Annotated in this window: 19 protein-coding genes, 3 tRNA genes and 3 rRNA genes; 10 read left to right on the top strand and 15 right to left on the bottom strand. The window is 56.2% G+C overall.

The genetic code is table 11. The features are described 5' to 3' along the window. Positions 1-57: 57 nt before the first annotated feature. On the bottom strand, positions 58-1032 hold the full coding sequence (locus HZ995_RS01330) for a sterol desaturase family protein (RefSeq protein ID WP_209356899.1): 975 nt from the start codon (positions 1030-1032) through the stop codon (positions 58-60). A gap of 65 nt (positions 1033-1097) precedes the next feature. Continuing rightward, a complete protein-coding gene (locus HZ995_RS01325) occupies positions 1098-2087 on the bottom strand; it encodes a hypothetical protein (protein WP_209356898.1) in 990 nt (329 codons plus the stop codon). A 695-nt stretch (positions 2088-2782) separates the two neighbouring features. Between HZ995_RS01325 and HZ995_RS01320 the strand changes: the two genes are divergently transcribed. The 9 genes from HZ995_RS01320 (at position 2783) to HZ995_RS01280 (ending at position 14020) form a co-directional block, all read left to right on the top strand. Next, positions 2783-4250 (top strand): 16S ribosomal RNA (locus tag HZ995_RS01320). A 149-nt stretch (positions 4251-4399) separates the two neighbouring features. Beyond that, positions 4400-4476, top strand: a tRNA-Ile gene (locus HZ995_RS01315). Positions 4477-4494: 18 nt separating this feature from the next. Then, positions 4495-4570, top strand: a tRNA-Ala gene (locus tag HZ995_RS01310). 463 nt (positions 4571-5033) lie between these two features. Then, positions 5034-7864, top strand: a 23S ribosomal RNA gene (locus HZ995_RS01305). A gap of 100 nt (positions 7865-7964) precedes the next feature. After that, positions 7965-8076 (top strand): 5S ribosomal RNA (gene rrf, locus HZ995_RS01300). The 16S, 23S and 5S rRNA genes sit together here with 3 tRNA genes alongside, the layout of an rRNA operon. A gap of 66 nt (positions 8077-8142) precedes the next feature. Continuing rightward, positions 8143-8219 (top strand) — tRNA-Met (locus HZ995_RS01295). Positions 8220-8478: 259 nt separating this feature from the next. After that, complete coding sequence (locus tag HZ995_RS01290; RefSeq protein WP_209356897.1) at positions 8479-11091, top strand: choice-of-anchor D domain-containing protein; 2613 nt, start codon at positions 8479-8481, stop codon at positions 11089-11091. A 183-nt stretch (positions 11092-11274) separates the two neighbouring features. Then, on the top strand, positions 11275-13131 hold the full coding sequence (locus HZ995_RS01285; RefSeq protein ID WP_209358113.1) for an SLC13 family permease: 1857 nt from the start codon (positions 11275-11277) through the stop codon (positions 13129-13131). 205 nt (positions 13132-13336) lie between these two features. Then, positions 13337-14020 (top strand): hypothetical protein, encoded by a 684-nt coding sequence (locus HZ995_RS01280; RefSeq protein ID WP_209356896.1) that lies wholly within the window; start codon positions 13337-13339, stop codon positions 14018-14020. On the opposite strand, the gene HZ995_RS01275 is transcribed toward HZ995_RS01280, so the two are convergent. From HZ995_RS01275 to cbiE, 11 genes are all read right to left on the bottom strand, one after another. Next, on the bottom strand, positions 14003-14737 hold the full coding sequence (locus HZ995_RS01275) for a helix-turn-helix domain-containing protein (RefSeq protein WP_209356895.1): 735 nt from the start codon (positions 14735-14737) through the stop codon (positions 14003-14005). The genes HZ995_RS01280 and HZ995_RS01275 overlap by 18 nt on opposite strands. Positions 14738-14842: 105 nt before the next feature. Then, positions 14843-15643 carry an ABC transporter permease subunit gene (locus HZ995_RS01270; protein ID WP_209356894.1) on the bottom strand — a complete coding sequence of 267 codons (801 nt, stop codon included), beginning with the start codon at positions 15641-15643 and terminating at the stop codon, positions 14843-14845. Further along, positions 15640-16503 carry an ABC transporter permease gene (locus HZ995_RS01265; RefSeq protein WP_209356893.1) on the bottom strand — a complete coding sequence of 288 codons (864 nt, stop codon included), beginning with the start codon at positions 16501-16503 and terminating at the stop codon, positions 15640-15642. Before HZ995_RS01265 ends, HZ995_RS01270 begins: the two co-directional genes overlap by 4 nt. 58 nt (positions 16504-16561) lie before the next feature. Then, positions 16562-17299 (bottom strand): transporter substrate-binding domain-containing protein, encoded by a 738-nt coding sequence (locus tag HZ995_RS01260; RefSeq protein WP_209356892.1) that lies wholly within the window; start codon positions 17297-17299, stop codon positions 16562-16564. Positions 17300-17337: 38 nt separating this feature from the next. Beyond that, positions 17338-18069, bottom strand: coding sequence for an ABC transporter ATP-binding protein (locus tag HZ995_RS01255; protein WP_209358112.1), 732 nt, complete (start codon positions 18067-18069; stop codon positions 17338-17340). A 255-nt stretch (positions 18070-18324) separates the two neighbouring features. Beyond that, positions 18325-19080, bottom strand: a complete 756-nt coding sequence (gene cobF / locus HZ995_RS01250) for a precorrin-6A synthase (deacetylating) (protein WP_209356891.1) — start codon at positions 19078-19080, stop codon at positions 18325-18327. Then, entirely contained in the window at positions 19081-19800 is a 720-nt protein-coding gene (gene cobA, locus HZ995_RS01245) for a uroporphyrinogen-III C-methyltransferase (protein WP_209356890.1), read from the bottom strand. It abuts the gene before it with no gap. Then, positions 19797-21122 (bottom strand): cobyrinate a,c-diamide synthase, encoded by a 1326-nt coding sequence (locus HZ995_RS01240; RefSeq protein ID WP_209356889.1) that lies wholly within the window; start codon positions 21120-21122, stop codon positions 19797-19799. The genes cobA and HZ995_RS01240 overlap by 4 nt, the downstream gene beginning before the upstream one ends. Before the next feature lie 24 nt (positions 21123-21146). Continuing rightward, positions 21147-21941 (bottom strand): precorrin-4 C(11)-methyltransferase, encoded by a 795-nt coding sequence (cobM, locus tag HZ995_RS01235; RefSeq protein ID WP_209356888.1) that lies wholly within the window; start codon positions 21939-21941, stop codon positions 21147-21149. Next, positions 21938-22303 (bottom strand): cobalamin biosynthesis protein, encoded by a 366-nt coding sequence (locus HZ995_RS01230; protein ID WP_209356887.1) that lies wholly within the window; start codon positions 22301-22303, stop codon positions 21938-21940. The genes cobM and HZ995_RS01230 overlap by 4 nt, the downstream gene beginning before the upstream one ends. Next, a complete protein-coding gene (gene cbiE / locus HZ995_RS01225) occupies positions 22300-23496 on the bottom strand; it encodes a precorrin-6y C5,15-methyltransferase (decarboxylating) subunit CbiE (RefSeq protein WP_209356886.1) in 1197 nt (398 codons plus the stop codon). The genes HZ995_RS01230 and cbiE overlap by 4 nt, the downstream gene beginning before the upstream one ends. On the opposite strand from cbiE, the gene HZ995_RS01220 reads away from it, so the two are divergent. Then, positions 23495-24232: a cobalt-precorrin-6A reductase gene (locus tag HZ995_RS01220; RefSeq protein ID WP_209356885.1), complete on the top strand. Its 738-nt coding sequence runs from the start codon at positions 23495-23497 to the stop codon at positions 24230-24232. The genes cbiE and HZ995_RS01220 overlap by 2 nt on opposite strands. A 9-nt stretch (positions 24233-24241) precedes the next feature. Here the strand turns inward: HZ995_RS01220 and cobJ are convergent, their stop codons facing one another. Together cobJ and cobI are read right to left on the bottom strand one after the other, a co-directional pair. Continuing rightward, positions 24242-24997, bottom strand: coding sequence for a precorrin-3B C(17)-methyltransferase (gene cobJ, locus HZ995_RS01215; protein WP_209356884.1), 756 nt, complete (start codon positions 24995-24997; stop codon positions 24242-24244). After that, positions 24994-25719: a precorrin-2 C(20)-methyltransferase gene (cobI, locus tag HZ995_RS01210; protein WP_209356883.1), complete on the bottom strand. Its 726-nt coding sequence runs from the start codon at positions 25717-25719 to the stop codon at positions 24994-24996. The genes cobJ and cobI overlap by 4 nt, the downstream gene beginning before the upstream one ends. Position 25720 lies beyond the last annotated feature (1 nt).

The following is a 25720-nucleotide window of genomic DNA, read 5'->3' as shown; positions in this document are numbered from 1 at the left end:
GTAGGCGGCAGGGCGCGGGCTTTCAATGGCTTGTTTGCCGCGCTACGGCACGACGCCTTAGTCCAGAGGACGCTTGCGGGTCTTTAGGCGCTCTTTCATCATCGCGTCTCCCGCTTCGGTGCCGTCGTGAAACGTACCAAAGAGCTTGTCCATCGGGATCTCAAGCGTGCCATAGTTCACCTCAAAGAACCGATGGTGCATCTGGTGATGGAAGTTCCCCAAATGCAGCCGCTTTTTGCCGTTGCGCCAGAGGCCCTCAAACCCCGAATGGGTCACGATGGCATAAAGCCCAAAGAACATAAGGTGACAGATCACATGCACCGGATGCGTCGGCACAATAAAATGGATCAAAGCCGTGCCGAAATAGAGCAGGTGTTCCACCGGATGCATCGACAGCCCCGACCACGGCCCGACATCCGTATTGCGATGATGCAGCGCATGAAAGCGATAGAGCAGGCGGCTGTGTAGCAGGCGATGGATGCCATAGAAATAGAGGCTCTCCCACGGTGGGATCAGCAGAAGGATCGCGATGAACCAGATCGGCCCATCCGACCAATACCATATCGGCGCCAGCCCGTTTGCCATGGCCCAAAGGATGAGCGCTTCAAACATCGTCCAAATCGTGACGCCAGAGGCGAGCGCCCAAAACACATTGTCGAGATACTGATCGCCAAAGGTGAACATCCGCCCCTTTCGGGGATAGGGACGCGGGTCGTATTTCCTGGCGCTGCCTTGCCATTTCCAGCGATAAAGTACCAGATGCAGGCCCTGCGCCAGAAGCGCGACGATCACCAGATTGCGCAGCCAGATGCCGAAGATCCAAAGGCCGGGTGTCGTTGCTGTGTCTAGGCCCGGGCTGGCAAAGATCCACAGAGCTATGGATAGCCCCACGATCATCAAGCTGACGGTCATGGGAAACCATCCTCGCCACCACCAGTCAAAAGCCGCACGCAGGTTCAGCGGCCACTGCCACAAAGGGTTCACCTTTAAGGGCAGGGCGTCAGGGACATGGTTCCATTTGCTGCGGGACATGGGGCGGGCTCCGGTCTGGATTGATACAGACTAGGGGCAGGTCTGAGTTGCGTCAAATCCGCGGCCTAGCGCATCCAAAATCCAGCTTTGCGGATCTTGTTGCGGATGGCCTTTTCCTTGCGCGGCAGGTTCTCGCGATCAAACATGGCGCGCACCTTATGACCGCGCCCGTGATAGACCATGAATTTGATTGGATCATATTGCTTCAGGATCGGTTTAAGCGCTTTGTCTTTGGCAACTGATTCCAGAACCTCAACCACACGGTCGCTTTCTTTGGCATAGAGCAGCGGGAACATGCGGTAGTGACAGGTGATCTCTTCATCCATCAATCCCTTGGGCAAGGCGTCGCGCTTGCCGCCTAAGGAATGAATAACAAGGGGCAGGGCGACTTGGTCCAGCCAAGGATCCAGCGACTGGCAGACAAGTTCCTTGGGCGGGTTGTCGCGGATCTCTACCGCATACTCCAGGAACCGCGTGCCAAATTCATGTGGGCAACGGTAATAGAAGAACCCCGCGTTGAAATAGAGATAGCGCCGCCAGTATTCGTCAGGCTGGTTCAGATCGAGGGAGCTTTCCAAGTCGAGGCCGAAGCGATCATAGAGGGACTTCCAGATATCAGTGTAGCCAGGCCCGTAGAGTTCGGGTGTTGGCCAGGTTCCTTCCACGCGCTGCGACGCGCTGGGCACGTCAAAGTCGAAGGGCACCTTGGTCAGATCACCTAGGATCAAGGTGTCCGTGTCTAGGAACAGAAAGGGTTCGCCTTTGGGTAGGGCCTTGAGCGCTTCGATCTTGTTGCCATAGGGATAGTCCGCCCCAAACTGCGTGCTGTCAAATTGGATAAGCTCGGCGCCCAGTTCGGTCAGGATCTCTCGATGCTTGGCGTTAGTGATCCCGCGCGCGCGAGGCCAGAGCGGGCCAGGTGCGGGCTCGGCCACATAGAGTTTTCCATCGAAACTGGGTGAATTCATGCGCAGGGACGCGATCAGCAGTATCGCCTCAAATGTCAGGCGACCGGATTGACCTATAATAAGTATATTGAAGCCTGTGACTGCCATTCTGCGCCGCGCTTTTTGAGTGTCTTGAGGGCAGGCTAATGCTTTCTGTCGCATTTGGGGAGTGCCGAGTTTTGGGATCGACCCGGCGGCTGTCTGGGCGAGTCTGTGGATAACGCCGCGATGCCGCATCAATTTGTGATCCAGCAGGAGCGGGAGACGGCATTTATATGCATGATTGAGGTTGAGCGGGTTGTAAGGTGCTGTTTTGTATAGGGTTTCGTAAAAAATTCAAAAAAGAGTCAAAAAGGTGAAAAAACCGCTTGCGGGTTCTCGGCACTAAGCATAGAACCCGCTTCACCGACGGGGCAGCGACGCTGTTTGGTTGGTCATCTAGGGAATTTGAGGCGGGGCGCGCCGGAAGTTAGGGCGCATCTGGTCTTGTTTGTCTCTTCGGTTGGTTTTTGGCTGGCCACGTTTTTTGACATTGTGATGATATCGAAGAGATATGCGGGCGGTTTGGTTTGTAATCGACAGACGGACTTCTGTATATCTGGTTCCTAGGGCTTCGGCTCGATGATGGAATTAACAGCTTCACTGTTTGTCGGACTTTTTGTTTCTTTGGAAACTGAAGTACACAAACAGTTTATTCCAACTTTTCCTGCCGGGAAGGTTGGATTGCCATTCCTCTTGTGACGAGGGGAATGTCAGTGATGTGCAGAGGTTCAGACGTTAAGGATACGATGGTAACATCGTTTCAACTTGAGAGTTTGATCCTGGCTCAGAACGAACGCTGGCGGCAGGCCTAACACATGCAAGTCGAGCGCCCTTTTCGGAGGGAGCGGCGGACGGGTTAGTAACGCGTGGGAACGTGCCCAGATCTAAGGAATAGCCACTGGAAACGGTGAGTAATACCTTATACGCCCTTCGGGGGAAAGATTTATCGGATTTGGATCGGCCCGCGTTAGATTAGATAGTTGGTGGGGTAACGGCCTACCAAGTCTACGATCTATAGCTGGTTTTAGAGGATGATCAGCAACACTGGGACTGAGACACGGCCCAGACTCCTACGGGAGGCAGCAGTGGGGAATCTTGGACAATGGGCGCAAGCCTGATCCAGCCATGCCGCGTGAGTGATGAAGGCCCTAGGGTCGTAAAGCTCTTTCGCCTGTGAAGATAATGACGGTAGCAGGTAAAGAAACCCCGGCTAACTCCGTGCCAGCAGCCGCGGTAATACGGAGGGGGTTAGCGTTGTTCGGAATTACTGGGCGTAAAGCGCGCGTAGGCGGACTATTAAGTCAGAGGTGAAATCCCGGGGCTCAACCCCGGAACTGCCTTTGATACTGGTAGTCTTGAGTTCGAGAGAGGTAAGTGGAATTCCGAGTGTAGAGGTGAAATTCGTAGATATTCGGAGGAACACCAGTGGCGAAGGCGGCTTACTGGCTCGATACTGACGCTGAGGTGCGAAAGTGTGGGGAGCAAACAGGATTAGATACCCTGGTAGTCCACACCGTAAACGATGAATGCCAGTCGTCGGGTAGCATGCTATTCGGTGACACACCTAACGGATTAAGCATTCCGCCTGGGGAGTACGGTCGCAAGATTAAAACTCAAAGGAATTGACGGGGGCCCGCACAAGCGGTGGAGCATGTGGTTTAATTCGAAGCAACGCGCAGAACCTTACCAACCCTTGACATCCTGTGCTAACTCCAGAGATGGAGTGTTCTTCGAAGCAATGGATCGCAGCGACAGGTGCTGCATGGCAGTACGTCAGCCCATGCCGTGAGATGTTACTGGTTAACCCGCAACGAGCGCAACCCACATCTTTAGTTGCCAGCAGTTCGGCTGGGCACTCTAGAGAAACTGCCCGTGATAAGCGGGAGGAAGGTGTGGATGACGTCAAGTCCTCATGGCCCTTACGGGTTGGGCTACACACGTGCTACAATGGTAGTGACAGTGAGTTAATCTCCAAAAGCTATCTCAGTTCGGATTGGGGTCTGCAACTCGACCCCATGAAGTCGGAATCGCTAGTAATCGCGTAACAGCATGACGCGGTGAATACGTTCCCGGGCCTTGTACACACCGCCCGTCACACCATGGGAGTTGGTTCTACCCGACGGCCGTGCGCTAACCTTTTGGAGGCAGCGGACCACGGTAGGATCAGCGACTGGGGTGAAGTCGTAACAAGGTAGCCGTAGGGGAACCTGCGGCTGGATCACCTCCTTTCTAAGGATGTTCCTAGAACATTGGACTTGTCCAACGTCGTGGAACACTTAGCAGTCCAATATGGACATATAGATCAACAATAGTTGGTCAAACTCGGCCAGGCCGTCCTCATATCTCTTCGTTAAGTCACAGACCTGCCGGTCTGTTTTGGGTCGGTAGCTCAGGTGGTTAGAGCGCACGCCTGATAAGCGTGAGGTCGGAGGTTCAAGTCCTCCTCGACCCACCAAATCTGTTGGCAAACAATGGGGCCTTAGCTCAGCTGGGAGAGCGCCTGATTTGCATTCAGGAGGTCAGGAGTTCGATCCTCCTAGGCTCCACCATTCTTCGCTTCAGTCTGTTACGAATTGATCGTTAAGCACCACTTGGTTCTGCAACCGTCCATTCTGGACGTTTTTGACATCGTTTAGAGAGATACAAAGTAGTTTTAAGACTAGTCTTAAAACTACAAATCAACACTGTTTGATCCCCTTGAGTAAGAGGTGGATCTCAGTTTGGTGCTGATCCCTTCTTGGGTGATGCGAGCCTTTGATCAAGACTGTTTCCTCGGTCTTCCAAGGGTCTGCCGGCTGAAACGAACAGAGTTGTCCAAGTCAAGTACACTAACCCGAGCAACCAAGCGGTTGCTCATTTTGTTCTTTGTCCTCCAAGCGGGGCCGACCGACATCGGCAGCTTGGGTTCCAGGATAAAGAGCGGGAAAGTATGACTTTTGGTTCAGAAACAGGATCCCTTGCTTGCCAGCTGTTGGGATCGCGAGTGACTTATGTCTCTCTCTTTCTGGATCAAATCAAGCGCGAGAAGGGCGTTTGGTGGATGCCTTGGCAGTAAGAGGCGATGAAAGACGTGATACTCTGCGATAAGTCATGGGGAGCTGAGAATAAGCTTTGATCCATGAATCTCTGAATGGGGGAACCCACCTAACAGTTCGTTATAATAGCACTTCGGTGCTGCTTATAATGTGCTGAATTAGGTACTTTTAACCTGAATACATAGGGTTTTAAGAGCAAACCCGGGGAACTGAAACATCTAAGTACCCGGAGGAAAGGAAATCAATTGATACTCCCCTAGTAGCGGCGAGCGAACGGGGACCAGCCAAGCCTGATGAGTGACTAGAATGCGTTGGGAAGCGCAGCCATAGCGGGTGATAGCCCCGTATAGGAAGCTTTGAGGGATGTATTAAGTAGGGCGGAACACGTGAAATTCTGTCTGAAGATCGGAGGACCACCTTCGAAGGCTAAGTACTCCTTACTGACCGATAGCGAACCAGTACCGTGAGGGGAAAGGTGAAAAGCACCCCGACAAGGGGAGTGAAACAGTACCTGAAACCGAACGCCTACAATCAGTTGGAGGCCCCTTGAGGGCTGACAGCGTACCTTTTGTATAATGGGTCATCGACTTAGTGTATCTAGCAAGCTTAAGCCGTTAGGTGTAGGCGCAGCGAAAGCGAGTCTTAATAGGGCGATTGAGTTAGATGCATTAGACCCGAAACCGAGTGATCTAGGCATGACCAGGCTGAAGGTAAGGTAACACTTACTGGAGGGCCGAACCACACCTGTTGAAAAGGTCGGGATGAGTTGTGCCTAGGGGTGAAAGGCCAATCAAACTCGGAGATAGCTGGTTCTCTGCGAAATCTATTTAGGTAGAGCGTCATCCGAATACCCCGGGGGGTAGAGCACTGGATGGGTAATGGGGCCCCACAGGCTTACTGATCCTAACCAAACTCCGAATACCCGGGAGTACTAGATGGCAGACACACTGCGGATGCTAACGTCCGTAGTGGAGAGGGAAACAACCCTGACCTACGACTAAGGCCCCCAATTCATGGCTAAGTGGGAAAGCAGGTGGGACGACCAAAACAACCAGGAGGTTGGCAGAAGCAGCCATCCTTTAAAGATAGCGTAACAGCTCACTGGTCTAAATAAGTTGTCCTGCGGCGAAGATGTAACGGGGCTCAAGCCATGAGCCGAAGTCTAGGGTGCAGTAATGCACGGTAGCAGAGCGTAGTGTGACATAGTTCCTATCCTCTTTGGTGCCTTCGGGCACCGCATGGAGGATATTTGGAGCTTTCGATGAAGCGGGCGCGTGAGCGATCCCGTGGAGAGATCACTAGTGAGAATGATGACATGAGTAGCGACAAAGAGTGTGAGAGACACTCTCGCCGAAAGTCCAAGGGTTCCTGCTTAAAGCTAATCTGAGCAGGGTAAGCCGACCCCTAAGGCGAGGCCGAAAGGCGTAGTCGATGGGAACCAGGTTAATATTCCTGGGCCAGATGGAAGTGACGGATCGTGACGGTTGTTCCTCCTTATCGGATTGGAGGGGCGCTAATCGGTTCCTGGAAATAGCTCCATCATGAGATCGTACCCTAAACCGACACAGGTGGACTGGTAGAGCATACCAAGGCGCTTGAGAGAACGATGTTGAAGGAACTCGGCAAAATACCTCCGTAAGTTCGCGAGAAGGAGGCCCAGTTTCTACGCAAGTATTGGCTGGGGGCACAAACCAGGGGGTGGCGACTGTTTACTAAAAACACAGGGCTCTGCGAAGTCGCAAGACGACGTATAGGGTCTGACGCCTGCCCGGTGCCTGAAGGTTAAAAGGAGGGGTGAGAGCTCCGAATTGAAGCCCAGGTAAACGGCGGCCGTAACTATAACGGTCCTAAGGTAGCGAAATTCTCGTTCGGTAAGTTCCGACCTGCACGAATGGCGTAACGACTTCCCCACTGTCTCCAACATCGACTCAGCGAAATTGAATTGCCTGTCAAGATGCAGGCTTCCCGCGGTTAGACGGAAAGACCCCGTGCACCTTTACTACAGCTTCACACTGGCATCAGGCCATGCATGTGCAGGATAGGTGGTGGGCATTGAAACCGGGACGCCAGTTCCGGTGGAGCCTCCCTTGAGATACCACCCTTGCATTGCTTGATGTCTAACCGCGGTCCGTTATCCGGATCCGGGACCCTGTGTGGCGGGTAGTTTGACTGGGGCGGTCGCCTCCTAAAGCGTAACGGAGGCGCGCGAAGGTTGGCTCAGAGCGGTCGGAAATCGCTCGTTGAGTGCAATGGCGCCGCCTGCCTCGACTGCAAGACTGACAAGTCGAGCAGAGTCGAAAGACGGCCATAGTGATCCGGTGGTCCCGAGTGGAAGGGCCATCGCTCAACGGATAAAAGGTACGCCGGGGATAACAGGCTGATACTGCCCAAGAGTCCATATCGACGGCAGTGTTTGGCACCTCGATGTCGGCTCATCTCATCCTGGGGCTGGAGCAGGTCCCAAGGGGTATGGCTGTTCGCCATTTAAAGAGGTACGTGAGCTGGGTTTAGAACGTCGTGAGACAGTTCGGTCCTATCTGCCGTGGGTGTAGGATACTTGAGAGGAGTTTGCCCTAGTACGAGAGGACCGGGGTGAACGATCCACTGGTGGACCTGTTGTTGCGCCAGCAGCAGTGCAGGGTAGCTATGATCGGACAGGATAACCGCTGAAGGCATCTAAGCGGGAAGCCCCCCTCAAAACAAGGTATCCCTGAGGACCGTGGTAGACCACCACGTCGATAGGCCGGAGATGTAAGCGCAGTAATGCGTTCAGTTGACCGGTACTAATGGTCCGATAGGCTTGATTTGATCCAGTAATAGATAGACATCTGTCTTCAATCACTGCGATCCAAAAGCCATACACACCTCAGTGTACTGACTTGGAAACTTAACGTTTGTTTTTACTCGGTTTGGTGATCATAGCACGAGTGAAACACCCGGTCCCATCCCGAACCCGGAAGTTAAGCACCGTTGCCGATAATTACCATCTTAAGGTGTGGGAGAGTAGGGCATCGCCAAACCCTAACCTGTAAAACAAACAGTTATATCTCTCAAAAACGATGATGTGTATATCTATTCGACCTTGACGCGGGATGGAGCAGCCCGGTAGCTCGTCAGGCTCATAACCTGAAGGTCGTAGGTTCAAATCCTACTCCCGCAACCAGGTCGAATAACAAAAACAAACCACATTCAGAATACAATCGATACACAGCATCAATCGATTAACGTCTGCACATCCTCAGGCTCACACCCTCAAGGGCAAAGGGCCAAAGCCTGCTCACGAAAACCAAAACCTCAATGAATTGAAATTGTTACTTGAAAGCCAGCCTCACCACCGAATCTGGCTTCAGTAAACAAAAGGTCTATAGAACCAAGCAGTTACCCTTGTTAGCTTTCAAGCTCATTGGTAGGGATATTTCCGAATGCTGGCTCGGCAAGCGCTCTTGATAGGTTTTTTGGCGGTTGTTTCCGCGTTACTGCTGTTGGCGAGCACGGAAGACGCACAAGCTCAGCTTGCTTGCCCGACAACAACCATCGGTGGGGGGATCCCGGGCGACAATGCATTGCCAGGCGTTTTTACGGCGGATGGAAATAGTTGCAACGCAAGCACCGCGTCGATCTTTGTCTCTGAATACAGTGACCTGCCCAACCAATGTGCCTTTCAGGCGCGTTTTGTAGCTGGCAGACGAACATCTGATGCCTTGTGCCTTGCTTTGCCACACGACGGCGATGTTGCGGCGACGGACACAAATGGTATGCGCGTTGCTTTCGCAGAAGGCACGACTCAGACGGCGAACAATATTTCAACGCTCACATGCCCCGGTGCGACCTCGATTACGGGTGTCGGTACAACCTTGGGAGAGGTGATCCTCGCTGATGGTGCCAGCTGCGTGTTGACCGCCTTGGCCCCCGCGATCGGTGGCGGGACTTATGGGCTCTCCGGGTCCACAATTTCGCGCGTTGGCGGTGACTATTTTATGACCGCCGGCACGATTTCCGGCGGTGCCTATGGTGGGGCAGCGGCAGGTACATCTCCGGCACTTGCTGTAAGCGGCAACCTCATTGCAATCCCTTCCGGAGATACAACGCCGAGCGCGGCGGATGGGACAATTCTGAGTGCGGCAAATATTGGTGGCACAGCTACAACGCAGAATTTTTCCATTGCAAACTCCGGCACCGGTCAGCTCACGATTTCAAGCATAACGTTTTCCGGCGATGCTGCGTCAGAGTTCAGCGTGACCGCTGCACCCGCCACGAATACCGCGCCAAATGGGGGCACGACGACTTTCACCGTGTCTTTTGCCCCGACGGTTGCAGGGACCCGGAATGCGGTTCTTGAGATCAATTCAAATGATCCGACCAACGATCCATATACCTTTGCCTTGCAGGGGACCGGCGTGGATGTGACGGACCCAACTGTGTCACTAAGCAGATCCGTGACGGCAGACCCCACGAATGTGAGTACGATCACCGTGACAGCAACCTTTAGTGAGGCGGTCACGGGGTTTGTGGCCGGCGATATTGTGGTGTCGTCCAATGCAACCGTGAGCAACTTCAACGATACGCTCAACCCGATTTTCACCTTTGATGTTACGGCGAATTCAGATGGGGCGGTTACCGTAGACGTCCTAGCCAATTCCGCGACAGATGGATCCGCCAACGGGAACACGGCTGCAACGCAACTTGGCTGGACCTTTGATGGTACCGGACCTGTGGTTGCCATATCGGGGCCAAGCGATGTTCAGTCTTCTGATTTCAGGGTCACGATCAACGTAAGCGGAACGACGGCTGCCCTCACTTTGGGTGATCTTGTTGCGACAAACGCGGCTTTGTCTGATTTTGATACCGCATCCGCGCCGTCGTCCTATTCGGTTCTGGTCTCTCCGACGTTTGGTCAAACAGTATCCGTCAGTGTTCCTGCAAATGCGCTCGTTGATGGGGCAGGGAATGGAAATAATGTGGCGAGCTATTCTGTGTTGTCTGGCAATGCTCTGTCAGAGTTTCAGGCGAATGAAGCAGAGTTGCAAAACGTCATTCAGTCTGACGCGCGCCGCATGCTCGTGACCGAAATGTCGACAAATACGGCAATGATGGGCATGGCTTTGGATCGTTTCATCGGGCGTGACATGGCGTCGGGCAACGCGGGCACGCGCAATGATCTGGGCGGCTTTTTGCAATTTAATATCAACGAGCTCGCATCGCGGATGGAGGGCAGTTTTCACGACCTGTCGACCACACCGGGCTTGGGCAAAAGCCGCCATGCATTCGGGGATTTTGCGCTCGTTGAGGACCAGTCAGGTTCTATGACTGGGCAAGCGGCAGGACGCGTGAGTTGGGAATATGAGCGGTCTGAGACGCTTTCGCTGGGGGTCTTCATCGGCGGTTCGGTTGCGCGGTCCGACGTTAAAGGCACGATCTCTGGGGATGTTGATAGTGTCGGGCTTGTTGGCGGTGGATATGCCCTGAACCGCCTTGCCGACAACTTGTTTGCGACGGCCTATCTTGGCGTTGGCAAAACCTGGAGCGACTTTTCGGGGAGTACGGCTTCAACCGGCGGCTCTGGCCTGACGACTTTTGATGCAAGTTACGATAGTGAGTCTTACTACGCCGGGCTGGAACTTTCAGGCAGTCACACGATGCGAAAGGTTGAAGTTCGACCGGCACTCTCTTTTGATTTTGGGCAGACGGACGTTGGTGTCGTCGGGTTCAATACCGCGGGGTTCGGGACAACTGCCCTTGCGACAAGCGACCTGGGCCAAGTCACGATTGCCGAGCTCGCCGCGTCTGCAAAAGTGATCTTTCCCGTGGCTCTAAGTCCCAACGTGGATGCCCAGTTCAATGTTGAGCCGAGTACCATGTGTCGTCGCCAAACCAGTTCAACGCAAACCAGCAAACACTGCGGTCTGGGACTCAATCTAAGTATGGAAGCCTCAAACCAGAGTGGGTCTTTAAATTACGGGGTGCGCTTTGGGTATGCAGAGGCTGGCGATTTGAAACAATCGTCTCTGGGCGCGAGCCTTTCAATGGCTTTTTGAGCGGTCTTCGGTGGGACTCCTCAGAGTGCGCTTAGCAGCACGTGACTGGGCTGGGCCTATGAGAACCAATTCAAATTCTCCGAAATCCTGCATCTGACAGATAAACTTCTAGCCAGACACGCTTTTTCTGTGACATCTTGGCGGCAAGTGAGGTGTGTTTTGCCAGTAGAACTAACGTATGAAATGGGTGTCGTTCTCGCGATTTTGGGCGTCACGATTGCATTATTTGTCACCGAACTCTTTCGGATCGATTTCACCGCAATCCTTGTCATGGTCTCTCTTGGGCTGTTGTCGCAATTTCCCGGGTTGGGAAACCTTGCTGATGCGACCAGGCTGTTTGACGGTTTTGCGTCCAATGCCGTTATTTCGATCATAGCGGTTATGATTATCGGCGCCGGTCTCGATAAAACCGGTCTGATGAGCCGAGTGGCCGCCGCGATTTTGAAGTATGGTGGAAAAACGGAATTTCGAATAATTCCAATCGTTTCCGGCACAGTCGGCGTGATTTCCAGCTTTATGCAAAACGTCGGTGCCGCAGCCCTTTTCCTGCCGGTCGTCAGCCGAATTTCGGTCCGCACGGAAATCCCCATGAGCCGGCTTTTGATGCCTATGGGCTTTTGCGCGATCCTCGGTGGGACGATGACAATGGTCGGCTCGTCACCCTTGATTTTGCTGAATGACCTGCTGGTGACCTCGAATGCGGTGCTGCCTGCGGACCAGCAGATGGAGAGTTTTTCTCTCTTTTCTGTAACACCAATCGGTGTTTGCCTGATCGTAACGGGCATCCTTTACTTTATGCTGCTTGGGCGGTGGGTCTTGCCGGGCAGCGCGATGAAATCCGAAGCGGGCAGCGGCCAGTCTGTGCGTGACTATCTGAAAAAGATCTACGGGCTAAAGTCCGACCTTGTGGAGGTCGTCGTGCCCGAGGGCTCAATTCTGCGGGGGCATAGTTTCTCGGATATCATGTTGGCCCATAACCTCTATATCATCGGCTCTTATCACCGTGGTCAGAAATGGTTTACGCCAACCTTGGATACCGAAGTTGAGGATCCCTGTCGTCTGGCTGTGCTTGGGCGGCGTAAGGTTATTCAGGCAATGGCGGATGATTATGGGCTAGAGGTTCTGCCAGAGCTGGACATCTTTGCCGAGACGTATGCACCCACCGTATCAGGCGTCGCCGAGGCAGTTATTCCGCCCGATTCCAATATGATCGGCCAAACCGCACGCAGTTTGGCGATGCGCAAAACCTATGGCCTAGGGCTATTGGCCATTCACCGCGGCGGCGAAACCCTTAGTCTTGTTGAAACCGAAGAGCACGAGGCCACGAATGTGGGGCAAGTGGAGTTTCAGGCGGGTGACACTCTGGTCGCCTTCACGGCTTGGGATAACCTGACGCGCATCTCTAGAGGACGCGACTTGGTGGTCGTGACTTCAGACTACCCACGAGACGAACTGCGTCCGCATAAGGTGGCTTGGGCTCTCGTGTTTTTCCTCATCGCGTTGGGGCTGATCCTCTTTACCGATCTGCGCCTGTCTATTGCGTTGTTGGTTGGTGCGACGGGCATGATCGCGACCAATGTTCTGCGCATCGACGAAGCCTATGAAGCCGTCAGCTGGTCGACTGTATTCCTCTTAGCCAGCCTAATTCCCTTGGGGCAGGCCGTTCAAAATACCGGCACTGCGGAGTGGATCGCCTTTCAGATTCTGAGTCTATTGGACGGTTGGCCCATTTGGGCGTTGCAAGTGGGGCTTGCGGTGCTTGCGACCGGATTTACACTGGTGATGTCTAACGTCGGGGCCACGGTTCTCTTGGTACCGCTGGCGGTCTCGATCGCAGTGGCGGCAGGGGCGGACCCTGCGATCTTTGCGCTGACCGTTGCGATTTCGACCTCAAACTCGTTCTTGATCCCAACCCATCAGGTGAACGCGCTGATCATGGGGCCGGGCGGCTACAAGGTGACAGACTTTATGCGAACGGGCGGCATTATGACGGTCTTGTTCCTGCTGGTCTCTTTGACGGTCATGAACTTCATCTACTAAGCCAAACTGCGATCTGGAATAGGCGCGGCGCGCGACCTCAATAGGCGTGCGACAGACGCAATCTGCATTTGTGGATGCGCATTTTGTAGATATGCATTGATATTTTCTCGATTTGTGGGGCAAAGGTTAATGCGGCGTTTGGGGTGTTTGTGAGAAGCTCCAAAAGCGTCGCACTTCCATCCTCTGACTATTGTGGGGCCGTGACTTGAGTGACTTTATTTTCAACGCTTTGGCGTCAGAGTGTCGTCAGCGGTTAAAGGACGATGGTTATGAGATCCTGCACGTGGAAGACCTTACCAAAATTCGAGACCTTGTCGAAATCCTAGGGAAACCCTATCTGACGCCGCGCCTGTCGCCTTTTCTGAATGATTTCACCCCGAACAATTGTTTCTGGCTGCTGCTGACCCGAGGCGACGAAACCGTTGCCGCAGGTGGTTGCCGGTTTGACGATCTGGGCAGCATGAAACTCAGCCAGTTCTGGCGCAATTGCGTAGCGCGCCATTACGAGCGTACTGGAGGGGCTGTGGTACATGTGGCACCGCCAGTGGACGATTATCTCTCTGGTCGACTGGCATATTTCGGCGATCTGATCGTGCATGAAGAATTTCGCGGTGCGAAGGCAGGGCGCGTGCTGAAACGCTTTACGCATTTCGCGATTGCTTTTGCGATGCTCAAATTCGACCCGTCTTCTGTTTACGCCTTTGTCAAAGAAAAGGACGCAGGTCGTGGCGCGATGAAATTCTATGGGTTCAACACTGTCATTCACAACGCCCAGACTTGGTCAAATGCCCCCAAATACCATCGCGATGACGACGCCTGTTTTTTTGTGAGTCAGAAGTACTTTAGCTACTATGCCAAGCTCTTGACAGACTCACCGGAGAAGCTCTGACAGGTTGACGATAAGGGGCCCGTGGTCCTCAGAGTCAAACCGGATCAAAAGCCGCAAGTAGTCCATCCGAATGCGTTCGCCATGATCAACCGCGGCGGCATTCAGGGTTTCGATTGTGTATAGAAATTCACCTTTGGCCGCCTGCTGATAGTCAGCCAGAAACCGCATCCGAAGCTGTGGAGGCGCTGCATCTAGGGATGCCTGCAATTGCTCGATGTCGGTGCGTTTCAACGTTTTGGACGTCAGGCTTTCTTTGCCCATGCGGAACACGCGTAGCCGCGTGTCACCATGTTGCGGCGCATGAAAGATGTCGACTTGTTCGATGTAGGGCTCCAGCCCACTCAACAGCCCGCCAGAGCGATAATAGATCAGCGCCAGGGAATGGGCGTCCAGAACCTTTTCATCCTGTGCATGTCGCAGTTTTGTGGTCTGCAAGAGTTGATCAAACAGCGCATCCGACAAAGGTGTGACGTCGCTTTCCGTGAGAAGGGAAGGCGGCTCATCGCTTGCAAACCAGCTTAGGGAAGTGTCCGTCGCCTCTGAGATTTTGCGCATGGACTCAAAGGGAATATGCCGCTGGTTTGAGATCTGCGCATGCAAGGTCTGATACTTTAGCCCGGCCGCGTGGCAAAGCGCCCTTAGGGTAATCTTCTTATGTCGACAAAGCTCTTCGATGCGCGTGCCGACGTATGGGGCGTCCGTCTTGTTTTTGTACATGCGTATAAAATCTATCCAAAAAAACTACACGAATATGGATACAATCTCAGGTTTAGTCAATGAAAACGTGTATTTTTGCGTGTGACTTTAGGCCAAATTGCGGTGTCATGCTTTTTTGACGTGCCGGTTTAGCCTTCGTCCGACCGCTGTGAATAAGAGGATCAGCACGAGTGTGAAGAATATGAAATAGGCGGCGATAATCGGATAGGGCACAAAAGGGTTGAAGGTCTTGTCCGCAAAGTAGTTCGCGTAGTAGAGCGCATCGCCTTTCTGCCGCCATGCAGGGAAGCTGGCAAAGAACACCAGGGCCGTCGCGTGGAATAGGAAGATCGCCTCATTGGTGTAGCTCTCCCAAGCCAAGCGCAGCATGGACGGGAAAATGATCCGGCGGAACTTGGTCCGCGCGCTCATGCCGATCGCGTCTGCGGCCTCGATATCGCCGCGAGGGATCGCCTGAAGCGCACCGTAAAAGATCTGCGCCGTATAGGCCGAGGTGTTCAGGAACAGAACAATCAGTGCACCCAACCAGGCCTTCGTCAGCCAGCGGGTCTCGACAGTGATCTCGATGAACCCAAGGTTCAAATCATAGCCGAGCTTTGGGATCAGAACGAAGGTCTCATAGGCGATGAAGAACTGGATAAACAGCGGCGAGCCTCGGATCACGAAGATGAAACTCTGGGCAGGCAGGCGCAACCATGGGTTCGCCGAGGCACGAGAGGTCGCGAGGCCAATCGCCAAAAAGAAGCCCAGCAACAGCGCGAAAAACGCGAAATAGAGGTTCCAGATCATGCCGGATCCGATCAGCACTACGTGCTCGCAGAGCGTGAAATCGGTCTTAGGGAGCAGCCGTTCGCCGATACCCACCGCGCGCAAACCATAATCCTGAAGCGTCTCAAAACAGCTCATGTGGTGCCTCCGACGGTGGCCTGGCCACGGCTGACCCATTTGGTGATGCGCCCAAAGGCTTTCTCACTGACCCAGGTTAGCAACAGGTAGAACACCAAAAGCACCATAAAGTAACCAAGCCGCCAGTCGCCATGCGGATAGTCAAAGATCGCGGTTTTCGACCCGCCCAGTTCGCGTGCCCAATAGACCACGTCCTCGACGCCCAGCAGGAACAAAAGTGGCGTGGCTTTGATCAGGATCATCCACAGATTGGATAGGCCGGGCAAGGCATAGACCCACATCTGAGGCAGGTGAATACGGCGGAAAATCTGGCGCGGGGACATGCCATAAGCGACGCCCGTCTCAAGCTGGGCGTGCGGCACAGCGTTTAAGGCGCCATAGAGCGTATTGGCGGCAAAGGCTCCGAAAACGATGCCAAAGCCGACGGCGGCCAACACAAAGCCATAGATTTCGTGGATCCATTGCGGAGCGGTCCCAAGCGGCATTTTGGCCTCGGGACAGACGCGGAAATCATTGCCTTGGCGGATGGGCTCTGACCAGTCGGGACAGAGCGCAACGTGGCGCAGATATTCGATCCCCTGATCCAAAGCGATCAGCGCGAAGAGGAAAAAGATGATGTCGGGCACGCCGCGCACCATCGAGGTGTAGATCCAGCCAAACCACCGCACCGGCGCGATCTGCGAACGGCGCGCAAGCGCGCCTGCAAAGCCAAGCGCCATGATCAGCGGGACGGTAAACAGCAAGAGCGACAGCACCGTGATGAAGCTGAAATAGAACGCCATATGCTTGCCGTTGGTCAGGTAACAGGACCACCAGACAAAGCCTTCAAGACTTTTAGGATCAGCGCAGAATTCAAACATCAGGGGGACAATCGCTGCAAGGCCGCCCGAAGGCAGCCTTGAGATTTAGATCAATGGATTAGAACTTGACCATACGGCCGTCAAACCACTTGGCGATCAGATCGGACAGGGTGCCGTCTGCTTTCATCGACGCAATCGCTGCGTCCATTTTCGCCTTCAGCTCGCCGTCGGATTCACGGATGCCCATACCTACACCGCCACCGATCGAGACGCTGTCGTCAACGATGGTCAGCTCGCCGCCGGATGCGTCAACGATTGGCTTGAGGTAGGCAAAGTCCGCCAGAACCGCGTCTGCTTCGCCGGAACGTACCGCCGCGACGGTCTCTTCTGGGGTTGCGAATTCAACCAGCGTTGCGCCGGATTCAGCCACATAAGCCGCCTGAATGGTCGCGGTTTGCGCCGCGACTACGCCGCCTTTCACGTCCATGCCCGCGCCGGACAGCGCCACGTAAGCAGATGGATCTGGTGGGAAGTATTCCTGAGTGAAGTCAATGACTTCGTCACGCTCTGCTGTGATGGACATGCCCGCGATGATGGTGTCATAGTTGCCGGATACGAGGTTCGGGATGATGCTGTCCCACTCGTTGGTGACCCAGGTACACTCCAGACCTGCGCGCTTACACAGCTCGTCGCCCACTTCACGCTCAAAACCGTCAATCTCGCCGGAATCGTTGATGAAGTTATACGGAGGGTAGGCGCCCTCGGTGCCCATGCGGATGGTCTCTGCGGTCAGAGCAGAGGCCGCGAAGGTCGCTGCCAGCGTGGCCGCGCCTGCGAGTTTCAGAAAAGTTGTCATAGTTTACTCCCTAAGTTTTTGTTTTCTTAGTTGGTTGGTCACAGGATGCTGGCCAGAAAGGCCTTACATCTCTCTGATTTCGGATTTTCAAAGACCTGCTCGGGCGGGCCGTCTTCTTCGACGCGGCCGTTGTGCAGGAAAATAACGCGGTTGCTGACTTCGCGGGCAAAGCCCATCTCGTGGGTCACAACCACCATGGTGCGCCCTTGTTCGGCCAATTGGCGCATGACGCGCAGCACTTCGCCGACCAGTTCCGGATCGAGCGCCGAGGTCGGTTCATCAAACAAAAGAACCTTGGGGTTCATCGCCAAGGCGCGCGCGATGGCGACACGCTGTTGCTGGCCGCCGGAAAGCTGGCTTGGGTAGGCGTCGGCCTTTTGCGCGATGCCCACTTCGTCGAGCACCTTAAGCGCCTCTTCGCGCACCTCGTCTTTGGGGCGCCCCAAGACCTGAACCGGTCCCTCCATGACGTTCTGAAGAACGGTCATATGAGACCAGAGGTTAAAGCTCTGGAACACAAACCCCAGCTGGCTGCGCAGCCGTTGGATCTGTTTCGCATCCGCGCCGATGATATTGCCCTTTGCGTCTTTACGCACCGAGACCTCTTCGCCCTCAAGTACGACGCGGCCTTTGTCGGGCACGTTCAGGAAATTGATACAGCGCAGGAAGGTGGATTTTCCCGACCCCGAAGAGCCAAGAATAGAGATCACATCACCCTCATGGGCGGTGAGCGATACGCCTTTGAGAACCTCCAAATCGCCGAAGCTCATATGGATATCCTCTGCGATCAGCGCAGGAGCATTATCGAGCAAGCAGGTCCCCTCATCGTCTTGCCACGCGGGCTTACCCTCATGCCGCGTGATCCAGAGAGACTGCTGTAATTTGAAAATCAGCGCAAGTGGCAAACGGACGATTGTGCCGTTCGGTCAACGGTTTGACGAAAATTAGTGGCGTGTTTTGACGATCCGTAGTCGCCTGTGGCGTGATTTTGATCAAGGCGGGGATGTGGTTCTTCGGGTCGCGCGCTAGGCGGTGCGACGCAATAGATAAATATCCATAATCCAGCCGTTTTCAGCACGGGCTTTTGCGCGGGTTTCAATGATCTCGTCACATTGATCCGACAGCTCTCCCGAGCGCAGAATCTGCTGCGGCATGCCCACATAACCACCCCAATAGATCGTCGCGGGAACGTCCAAGACATGCTGAAACGAACATTCGCCATCCAGCATGACTGCCAAAGTATCCACGCTCTCTGGCCAGCCATGATCGCGCAACTGGCGACCAGTCGTGATCTGCACCGGAGCGCCCAAAGTGTTCAACGGGATCGCGTGGGCAGCGGTCAGCATTTGCAAAGACGTAATGCCGGGCACGACGCGGGTGTTTAGGCTGATACCCTTCGTTGCGACGCGTTCGGCAATGCGCAGCGTGCTGTCATAGAGGCTTGGATCCCCCCAGACCATGAGGGCGACTTTGGCGTTGGAACTGCCATGTTCTTCGATCAACCCTGTCCAGATCTCGGCCAAAGCATCGTGCCAAGTGTTCACACCATCCAGATATTTCGGCGTCTTGGCATCGCGCACTGGATAGTCGAACTCCACGACCTTGGGCCTTGTTTTCAAGATATCGGCAACGATATCGCGACGCAGGTCCGCAAGCTCTGTCTTTTCGTCTCCTTTGCGCGGCAATAGGATCAGGTCGGCCTCTTCCAACACGCGGATCGCTTCCAGCGTCAGATGCTCGGGATTGCCCGAGCCGATGCCGACCAGAGACAGCTCGATCATCTAGGCCTCCGCCAGTTCGCCGAACAGGATCAGGCCGGGCGCGGTCGAGATCTCTTCTTTGAGCTGAGCCGCCAGCTCTTCCATGGTGCTGCGCTGCAGGGTCTGTTCCGGATGGCTGACGCTCTCGGCCAAAAGGGCCGGACAGTCGCGGCGCAACCCGCTGGCAAAAAGTTTTTCGGCCAGTTCAGGGAAGGTGCGCTTGGGCATGAACAAAACGGTGGTCGCGCCTGGGTCGGCGAGAGCCTGCAGGTTCAGGTCTCCTGGGAGGGCACCTGCCACGTCGTGGCCCGTTACAAACTGCACACGCCGCGCCACAAGGCGGCGGGTCAGGGGGATGCCAGCAGCGGCTGCGGCGGCCGAGGCCGAGGTCACGCCGGGGATGATTTCGTACTCGATGCCAGCTTCTTTGAGGGCGGTAATCTCTTCTTCAAGGCGGCCAAAGATGCCGCTGTCGCCGGATTTCAGGCGCACCACATGGGCGTCCTGGCTAGCGTAGTCGACCAAAAGCTGGCTGACGTGATGCTGTTTCGGCGAAGGCCGACCGGCGCGCTTCCCAACGCCCACAAGGTCGGCGTCCTTGCGCGCGTGTTCAAGGATGGGGCCTGCAGAAAGGTCGTCAAACAGGACGGCATCGGCTTTGCCCAAGCGGTCCACCGCCTTCAAGGTTAAAAGCTCGGGGTCTCCGGGACCAGAGCTGACGAAACTGACAAAACCACTCATGACTTAGCTTCCGTGATCATGTGAAAGAAGGTGCCCGTGACATTGCCCTTGATGGATCCGGTTTCCGGCACCGGATTGCCATCGGCATCCGCGACCTCGGCCAGTGGCGCGTCGGGTTCTTCTAGAATTGTTGTGTAATGGAATTCGTGCCCGCGCAGGCGTTGACCTGCTTCATAGCCAAGCATTGGCGCTTTGAGCGAGACCTGACGATAGCCCAAGTGGAACTTGCGTTTCTCAAAAGAGGTCACAAGACCCAAGAGGCCCGCCATCTGGTGTTTCTCGCCTGACTTGTCGATTAGAACATCGCCCAAGGCCATGTAGCCCCCGCATTCGCCATGGACGGGTTTGGTTTCAGCGTGTTTGCGCAGGGCGGTCTGATAGGTGGTTGCTGCGGCGAGCTTGCCTGCGTGGAGTTCTGGGTAGCCGCCCGGCAGCCAGACAAGATCGGCATCGGCGGCAGGGGCTTCGTCGGCAAGCGGAGAAAATGGCACCAGTTCCGCGCCCGCTGCGCGCCAGCCAGTGACAAGATGCGGGTAGGTGAAAGAAAAGGCCGCGTCTTGCGCCATGGCGATCTTCTGTGCGGGCGGTTTGGGGAGGGAGGCGTCTCCTGTGGGCGGGCAGGGGCCACTATGCTCAAAGGCGGCTTTCTTGATTGCCTCCAGGTCGACGTTCTCGCGCAAAAACGCAGCATAGCCCGCGATGGCGGCTTCAAGATCGGGATGCTCGACCGCTTGGATCAGACCAAGGTGGCGTTCCGGCAGGGCGAGGTCTCCGCGACGGGGCAAGACGCCCAGAACGTTGATGCCCGCCTGATCCATGCCAAGGCGCGCGAGACGTTCATGCCGCGGGCTGGCGCAACGGTTGAGGATCACGCCGGCGAAGGGCAGATTCGGATTGTACATTTTGAACCCGAGCGCGGTGGCGGCGGCAGATTGTGCTTGGCCACCCACGTCGATCACCAAAACCACGGGCCAGCCCATCATCAGGGCCGTTTCGGCAGAGGACCCAAAGCCAGACTCGCCGCGTGTTGCGACACCATCAAACAGCCCCATCGAGCCTTCGGCGACGATGATCTCTGCGCCGTCAGATTGCGCGGATAACCCTGCGATCAGGCTTTCGGGCATGGCCCAAGTGTCGATGTTATAGCTGGGCCGATGCGCGGCGGCGCGGTGAAAAGCCGGGTCGATGTAGTCAGGACCGGATTTGAACGGCTGCACCTTAAGGCCATCCTCAGCCAAGGCACGCAAAAGGCCGAGCATCACGGTTGTTTTGCCGGTGCCCGAGGAGGGCGCGGAAATCATCAATCCGGGGACGAAACTCATCACTCAGTGCCTTTCGTTCTTTGTTCAATCATCGCCATGTTGCCAGCTGGCCCAGGGGCTTTCAGCGGTCTGGGGACGGTAACGGCGGTCGTAATCATGGGCGTAGAGGCAGCTTTCCTCAAAGCCTTCGCCTGCGAGTGCTGGGCCGACAAGGATCAGCGCCGTGCGGCTGACATGTTCAGGGACATCCGCCTTGAGGCTTGCCAATGTGGTGCGGATGATCTGTTGATCGGGCCAGCTGGCGCGATAGACCACGGCAACGGGGCAGGTCTCGCCATAGGCGGGGGTGAGGTCTGCGATCACATTGTCCAGATTGCCGATCGACAGGTGGATCGCCAATGTCGCGCCGGTGGCTGCGAAATTCGTGAGAGTCTCCCCTTCGGGCATGGTCGAGGCGCGGCCCGGCGTGCGGGTCAGGATCACCGATTGCGCGAGGCCCGGAAGCGTGAGTTCTGTTTCCAAAGCCGCCGCGGCGGCCGCGAAACTCGGCACACCCGGGGTGACAGAAACCGGAATGCCCTCGGCGCGCAGTCGGCGCAGTTGTTCGCCCATGGCGGACCAAACCGAGAGGTCTCCGGAATGGAGACGCGCCACGTCTTGGTCTGCCTCAGTCGCCGCTTTGCACTCGGCCACAATCGCATCGAGATCCATCGGCGCGGTGTTCACAATCCGTGCGCCCTCTGGGCAATGGGACAACAGAGCCTCTGGCACGAGAGATCCCGCGTAAAGGCACACAGGGCAGGCAGCGATCAGATCGCGGCCCCGAAGGGTGATCAAATCTGCGGCCCCCGGGCCTGCGCCGATAAAATGCACGGTCATGTCGCGTCGTCCTTGATGGCGAGGGCGCATGTGGCCATGCGGTCCTCTGAAATATGGCGCTGCGCCATAAGCCGCCCTTCTGCGCCAGCCGCCGCCAGAGCGCAAGCCTCGGCAACGCTGCCGGTGCCGCGTTTTTCGATCACGCGGGCGGCTTGTGTCGGGGTTTCTATGGCCTGCATCGCTTCGGCATCGATGGGCAGAACCTTGAGGTCAAGCTCTGCGGCCAGTTGGCGAATGCAAAGCGCGCCAGCCTTGTCCTGCGGTACGGCCAAAAGATCCGCGCCGCCGCCGAGGCGGTCATAGGCGTTTTTCAGGCTGGCTTTCGTAGCCCCTGCGCGGAAACCGAAACCTGCGACGATCATAGGGTGACGCTCCATTGCACGATGGGGTAGCTGGATTTCCAGCCGCGTTTGGTGCCCAAGGGGTTGGATTGGGCAAGTTCGATACGCATGAGGTCTCCGCCTTTGTCGGCATGCCATTTGGCGATCAGAGCTTCGGCTTCGAGCGTGACACCGTTGGCGACAAGGCGGGTGCCTTCTGGGATATTGCCCCAGATCCACGTGAGCATTTCCTCGGAAATGCCGCCGCCGATAAAGATGGCATCGGGCGCGTCTTGTCCTTCAAGCGTCTTCGGGGCTGCGCCTGAAACTACGTTCAGAGTTAGGCCAAAGCTGCCCGCGTTCTCTTTGATCCGCGCTGCACGGTCTGGATTGATTTCGAACGTGGTGGCCGAAAGGGATGGATGGCTTAGCAGCCACTCAATCGCTATCGAGCCCGACCCGCCGCCGATGTCCCAGAGATGCTCGCCATGTTTAGGCGCAAGGGCCGATAGGGTCAGCGCGCGGACGGGACGTTTGGTGATCTGGCCGTCGTTGTCAAACAAAGCGTCTGGGCGGCCAGAGGCGAGCGGGATCGACGCGCCGTTGCCCGCAATTTCAAGACCAACAGATACGGGGTGAACGGCCTCATTGGTGCCTTCATCGGCGCGGACGGTGAAGACCCGTTCGCGAGGGCCGCCGAGCGCCTGTAGCACATGAATCTGCGTTGCGCCAAAGCCTTGGTCCGTGAGCCATTGCGCCAGTTGGTTCACAGCGTCCCCGTCCCGCAACGTCGCGAGGATCTTTTGACCGGATGCCAGATGCGGGCGGAGCCGTGCACAAGGGGCAGCATGCAGGCCGAAACTCGGCGTGGTTTCCAAAGGCCAACCCAGCCGTGCCGCTGCCAAAGAGAGCATCCCGTTGCCCGGCAGCGCGCGCCATTCGCTTGGATCAAGTGCGCGGGTGATCGCGCTGCCTGCGCCGTGCCAGAACGGATCGCCCGAGGCCAAGGCCACCGTCTGGCGGCCCTTGAACCCATGCAAAATCGTAAGGCCATCGGCAAAGGGCACCGGCCATTCAACCAGCTCTGCGGAGACGTCCGGCAGCAAACCCAAATGCCGTTTCGCGCCCATAATGACCTCGGCCTCTTGCAAAGCCGCAAGGCTTGCCGCAGACAGCCCTTCAGGGCCATCTTCGCCCAAACCCACAATGGTCAACCAAGGTTTCGCGTCAGCCATGTCGACACATCTCCTTATTCTGGGCGGCACCACCGAGGCGAGCGCATTGGCGCGTGCGGTGGCCGAGGCAGGCATCCCCGCGACCTTCAGTTATGCGGGCCGCGTGGACAAGCCCAAGACCCAACCGATCCCGCAGCGTGTCGGAGGCTTTGGTGGCGTGGCGGGTCTGGTGGCCTACCTGCGAGAGCATAACATCACCCATGTCGTTGATGCCACGCACCCTTTTGCCGCGCAAATGAGCTGGAACGCCTTTCATGCCTGCGCAGAGGCTGGCGTGGAGTTGATGGCCTTGACGCGCCCGGCTTGGAGAGCCGCGGCGGGAGACCAATGGACCCATGTGCCGGATATTTCTGGCGCGGTTGCCGCGTTGGAAGGGGCGCCCAAACGGATCATGCTGGCGCTGGGCCGGATGCATGTTGAGGACTTTGCGGCCCAGCCGCAACATCATTATGTGTTGCGTTTGGTCGATGCGCCGAGTGTCGCACCGAGCTTGCCCAGTCACAGCGTTGTCGTGGCGCGAGGCCCCTTTGATGTGGCAGGCGACATCGCCTTGTTCAAAGAGCACGCCGTCGACATCGTCGTTTGCAAAAACGCGGGCGGCATTGGGGCTGAAGCCAAAATCCATGCCGCGCGGGCGCTGGGTCTGCCGGTTGTGATGATTGATAGACCTGCGCTCCCAGCGCGCCGAGAGGGCGCGACTGTGGAGGCTGTGTTGGAGTGGTTGGCGCAAAGCTAACACGGGTGTCTAACCCTCGACCGAACGCGGCGTATAGATCAGCGGGTCCGCGTTGCAGCGTTCAATCAATCGGGTTTGCGAGTTGCCAAGCAAGACGACCGTGCGCATGTCGGCCATATCTTCAGTGACCTCGGTTAAAGGCACGATCTTGATCGTCTGATCCGGACGGCTGACATTGCGCGCAAAGATCATGGGACGGTCGTCGCCACAGGCTTCTTGGAGCGCCTTGACCGCTTTGCCAAAGCCTTCGGGCCGCGATTTGGAGCGCGGATTATAGAAAGCCATCGCGAAATCTGCCTCCGCCGCCAGCCGCAGGCGTTTTTCGATCAAGTCCCAAGGTTTCATATTGTCGCTGAGGTTGATTGCGCAGAAATCATGCCCCAAAGGCGCGCCGCAGGCTGCCGACGCCGCGAGCATCGCCGTAATGCCGGGCAGAATCTGAATATCGATGTCGCGCCACGCGGGCTCTCCGTGTTCGACCGCTTCCAAAACGGCGGCAGCCATGGCGAAGACGCCAGGATCTCCAGAGGACACGACAACCACGTGCTTACCCTCGGATGCCATCTCTAAGGCATGCCGAGACCGGTCGATCTCGACGCGATTGTCCGACGGGTGCAGGGTCAGCCCCGGGCGTTCCGCCACACGCGCCACATAGGGGATATAGCCGACGATATCAGTGGCTTTGGCAAGCGCCTCGGTAACTTCTGGCGTCACGAGCGCATCATTGCCCGGCCCGAGGCCCGCGATCACGACAGATCCGCTCATGGGCGGCGACCCTGACCATGGACGATGATGATCGAGAAATAGGGCGTGACCTTTTCCGTCATCTCAGAGAGTTTGCAGACCGTCTGTTTCGGCATGGTCGCGAATTGCACCAGATAGGCGTCGTCGTATTTGCCACCTGCTTTCAGCGCACGCACCACTTTGTCGAAATTCGTGCCGATCTTCATGATCACGAGGGCGTCCGTCAGCTGGATATGCTCGACCAGTTTTTCCTCGGAATGGGTACCCATGATCACGGTCAGAACGTCGTCACCCCATGTGATCGGCGCACCAGTGGCTGTCCAAGCGCCGGACATTCCGGTGATCGCAGGCACGACCTCGACAGGGACCACGTCTTTGACGCGCGTGTAGATATGCATGAAGGAGCCATAGAAGAACGGGTCACCTTCGCAGAGCACCACCACGTCTTCGCCCGATTGCGCCAACGCGATCAGATGGTCGGTGATCTCTTTGTAAAAGGCTGAGAGGATCTCATTGTAGCGCGGGTCGGTCAGAGGAATCTCGGTTGTGACCGGATACTCCATTGGGAACTCGGTTGCGCCTTCGGGGATCATGCCCTCAACGATCTGGCGCGCTTGGCCTTTGCGACCCGCTTTGCGGAAGAAGGCCACATGGCGCGCGTTGCGCAAGAGGCGGTCGGTTTTGACGCTCATCAAGTCCTGATCGCCCGGGCCAAGGCCGATGCCATAGATGGTTCCTGTCATG

The organism is Cognatishimia activa (assembly GCF_017798205.1).
GTDB classification, from domain to species: Bacteria; Pseudomonadota; Alphaproteobacteria; order Rhodobacterales; family Rhodobacteraceae; genus Cognatishimia; species Cognatishimia activa_A.
The sequence above is the reverse complement of the archived record's forward strand: the minus strand, read 5'-3'. Positions and strand labels throughout refer to the sequence as shown.